The sequence below is a fragment of the Ethanoligenens sp. genome, assembly GCF_047718355.1.
Taxonomy (GTDB): Bacteria; Bacillota; Clostridia; order Oscillospirales; family Ethanoligenentaceae; genus Ethanoligenens.
Genome location: NZ_JBDNLG010000153.1, coordinates 1 through 2,844 on the forward strand (window position 1 = coordinate 1; position 2,844 = coordinate 2,844).

At 46.2% G+C, this 2,844-nt stretch carries 3 protein-coding genes; 2 read left to right on the plus strand and 1 reads right to left on the minus strand.

Going from position 1 to position 2,844, the window contains the following annotated elements:
• Positions 1-733 precede the first annotated feature (733 nt).
• A complete protein-coding gene (locus ABF463_RS14330; RefSeq protein WP_253520028.1) occupies positions 734-1,198 on the minus strand; it encodes an Lrp/AsnC family transcriptional regulator in 465 nt (154 codons plus the stop codon).
• 106 nt (positions 1,199-1,304) lie between these two features.
• Between ABF463_RS14330 and ABF463_RS14335 the strand changes: the two genes are divergently transcribed.
• Together ABF463_RS14335 and ABF463_RS14340 are read left to right on the plus strand one after the other, a co-directional pair.
• The gene (locus tag ABF463_RS14335) at positions 1,305-2,300 is read left to right on the plus strand and encodes a DMT family transporter (protein WP_369347537.1); all 996 of its coding nucleotides are present in this window, start codon (positions 1,305-1,307) and stop codon (positions 2,298-2,300) included.
• A 4-nt stretch (positions 2,301-2,304) separates the two neighbouring features.
• Entirely contained in the window at positions 2,305-2,643 is a 339-nt protein-coding gene (locus tag ABF463_RS14340; protein ID WP_415534694.1) for a tRNA-binding protein, read from the plus strand.
• Positions 2,644-2,844: the final 201 nt, after the last annotated feature.

The following is a 2,844-nucleotide window of genomic DNA, read 5'->3' on the forward strand; positions in this document are numbered from 1 at the left end:
CTCGTCAGGCTCATAACCTGAAGGCCGCAGGTTCAAATCCTGCCCCCGCAACCATTTCAAGTCCTTGATATCACACGGTAAACCCGCCCCACCACGGCGGTTTTTTTTTGTGTCTAAATCACACCGCAGGAAACACATAGGAAACAAACGGAAAAGTATTCAGGCGCAATTTTGTCGGTGTTCACGTCTGCGTGAATGTGGGAAGAGGCATCCCGTCGCCTGTTTCAAGGTATGATCCTGTCTTGTCGAGTCAGGACAGTCTTGCTGTCCATGACTGGAGTGGCAGGGCGGGGGCATCACGTTCGAAGATCTGGCGGAGATGATCGGTCCCGACGTCACCGTGACGCTATGGGCTGCGTCTTCGAGGATTTTCGCGGGCAGGACTGGGATGATGGCCAGAACTTCGTCGACGTTTATCTCAATCGTTGGGGATGGAAGGAAGGCCTGCGCAACAGTGTCTATATGCGTGCTCTCAAGGCTTTGGTCATGAGTCTGTATAAGCCTCCGATATCAAACCCGGTCAGAGCCTGATGGCCCGTGCCCAAGGGAGTAGCCGGGCTGTGGCCGCCTACGATTTCGGGTGGATGTGGTACGAGCTTGGGCTCACAGAAATCAGGAAATAGTCCGCTTACGCCTTCTTATTGGTCGTTTTCGTCGTTCAATAAGCTTCTACAAAGCGGACATGGCTGAAGATAATGCTGGAGCGCTGCACTCTCTCACTCTTTGACATACATTAGGGGATAACGATCTCGCTACCTGATTTCACCCGGTCCAGTGTGATAAGAGAACGATATTTGGCTATAAAATCATTTTGAGCAAAAATTCTGCGCGTTATTTGCTCATACGCCTGCACATCTGCTGTAACGATAATTAGTACAAAACTAATACCACCCGTTACGTAATAACATTGCTGAACTTCAGGTGTTGATTTAAATAGGTTTTTTGCCAAATCTACAGTTTCTATACGTTCATCCCTTAGTTGAACTTCAACAATAGCCGTAATGTTCATACCAACAGCATGCACATCTAGGACAGCAGAGTTGTGCTTGATAGTGCCGCTCTTTTCCATAGCGGCAATACGTCTTTGCACAGCGGCGGCTGAAAGATGAACAATCTCCGCAATCTGCCGTTGCGGTGTTTTATTGTCTTTTTGAACAATGCGCAGGATTGCCCTGTCAAACTTGTCTAGTGGTTTCATAATGGTCTTTTTATTCATGAGTGAGTTTTTGTTGCATTTTAAGGGCAAATCAAGAGCACAAAAATCGTTTTCTCGGTGATATGTCTCCTTTTAAGGAGATAGTGTTGTGAGCAGTGTGGAAACAGAAAAGCATCTTCAAAACATCTACAATATCCCTTTGGGCACGTTATGCGGTATGGGTGCAGGGGCATTATGGGGATTGGTATTTCTTGCACCCGAACTTGTGCGTGATTTTACCCCTCTTGAACTGGCTATAGGGCGCTTTCTGGCCTACGGGATAATTGCCTTTGTAATCATTATACCCCGTTGGTCCATACTAACATCAAACCTCAACAAGCAGGACTGGCGCGTTCTTTTCTGGCTCTCTCTCTTTGGAAATACTTTATATTATGTTCTACTTTCTAAGGCAGTACAGAGTGGCGGAATAGCATTAACCTCCTTGGTAATAGGGTTTCTTCCTGTAGCCGTCACAATTATTGGGAGCCGCGACAAGGAGGCTATCCCTCTTATAGCTCTATTCCCATCTCTCCTTTTGTGTTGTGCAGGTGCAGTTTGTATTGGCTGGCAAGCTCTTAAAGCACCTGAGGCGACACATCAGACGAGTATGGGATTGTTATGGTCCATTGCCGCACTTTTGTCCTGGACAACCTATGTCGTCGGGAATAGTCGCAGTCTTGCCCGCCTAAGTTCCGTGTCAATTCACGACTGGAATCTTCTTGTAGGCCTTGTAACTGGAGCTCAGGCCATTTGTCTTATTCCTGTTGCACTTTTCGTTGGCCACTTGCAGCACGACCTCATCTCATGGGGTCGGTTTGTGGAGGTCTCTACGGCAGTTGCAATCATTGCCTCCTTGTTTGGCAATGTGTTGTGGAATCGAATGAGTCGTTTACTTCCTCTGACCATGACAGGACAGATGATTCTTTTTGAAACGCTTTTTGCCCTTATCTACGGTTTTCTCTGGGAACATCGATGGCCTCGTCCCATTGAAGTTGCTGCATTCTCACTCATTGTTTGTAGTGTAATGACATGCGTATCAGTCCATCGAAAACACCATCGCGAGATCAATAGCCCTGCGATACCATCATACAAAAGAGGAGTATAAAATTGTGGCACATATTTCTTTCGATGATTTTCTGAAGACTGATATTCGTGTAGGTACAATAATTGAAGTTGAACCTTTCCCAGAAGCCCGAAAACCAGCATGGAAACTGAAAATTGATTTTGGTTCTGAAATTGGAATAAAAAAATCCATTGCTCAAATTACGGATTTATATACTTCTGTTGATCTTATTGGCAGGCAAGTTACCTGCGTCGTAAATCTTACCCCACGGCAGATTGGACCATTTATTTCGGAAGTATTAACTCTTGGGTTTTATGGTAACCATAAAAATGTCGTGCTGGTTGGACCGGAGCGTCAAGTTCCAAATGGTAGTCGATTGTTTTAACGGCGCAAGAATTTATAGTCTTAAACAGTCCTAAATCCGACATTCTGTACAAGCCTCGTTTCCACTGAGAATGATCGAAAGCTGACGGCAAATCGAATGAATGTCCGGTATTCTGAGCTCTGCACAAGAACCGGACATTCCGCTCCCCTGAAGGGTTTCGGGCGCCGCGAGGCGTACGAAAGTCTGGGAAGAACGAACCCG